At 67.3% G+C, this 1,005-nt stretch carries 1 protein-coding gene; it reads left to right on the forward strand.

Annotated features, from left to right (window positions below):
* Positions 1 to 1,005 (forward strand): Hsp70 family protein (locus BGO15_RS13200; RefSeq protein WP_286748412.1); only part of this gene is annotated, 1,005 nt, incomplete at both ends.

The following is a 1,005-nucleotide window of genomic DNA, read 5'->3' on the forward strand; positions in this document are numbered from 1 at the left end:
GCTTCCGCACCACCCCGTCGGTGGTCGCCTTCACGAAGGACGGCGAGGTGCTCGTCGGTGAGACCGCCAAGCGCCAGGCCGTCACGAACGTCGACCGCACCATCACCTCGGTCAAGCGCCACATGGGCACCGACTGGAAGACGCAGGAGATCGACGGCAAGCGCTACACGCCGCAGGAGATCTCGGCGCGCATCCTGCAGAAGCTGAAGCGCGACGCGGAGCAGTACCTCGGCGACGCGGTGACGGATGCCGTCATCACGGTCCCCGCGTACTTCAACGACGCCGAGCGTCAGGCCACCAAGGAGGCCGGTGAGATCGCGGGCCTCAACGTCCTGCGCATCATCAACGAGCCCACCGCGGCCGCGCTCGCCTACGGCCTCGATCGGGGCAAGGAGGACGAGCTGATCCTCGTCTTCGACCTCGGTGGCGGCACATTCGACGTGTCCCTCCTCGAGGTGGGCAAGGACGACGACTTCTCCACGATCCAGGTGCGAGCGACCGCGGGTGACAACCGCCTCGGCGGCGACGACTGGGACCAGCGGCTCGTCGACTACCTGATCAAGCAGTTCAAGGACACGACCGGCGTCGACGTCTCGGGTGACAAGATCGCGCTGCAGCGGCTCAAGGAGGCGGCCGAGCAGGCGAAGAAGGAGCTCTCCAGTTCCACGTCCACGAGCATCAACCTGCCGTACCTGTCGCTGACGGACTCCGGCCCGGTGTCGCTCTCCGAGACGATCACGCGAGCCAAGTTCGAGGACCTCACCAAGGACCTCCTCGACCGCACGAAGAAGCCGTTCTCGGACGTCATCCGCGAGGCCGGCATCAAGGTCGAGGACATCGACCACGTCGTGCTCGTCGGCGGATCGACCCGCATGCCGGCCGTCACCGAGCTCGTGAAGCAGGAGACCGGCGGCAAGGAGCCCAACAAGGGCGTGAACCCGGACGAGGTCGTCGCCGTCGGCGCCGCCCTGCAGGCCGGCGTCCTCAAGGGCGAGCGCAAGGACG

The sequence above is a fragment of the Microbacterium sp. 71-23 genome, from assembly GCF_001897265.1.
GTDB classification, from domain to species: Bacteria; Actinomycetota; Actinomycetes; order Actinomycetales; family Microbacteriaceae; genus Microbacterium; species Microbacterium ginsengisoli.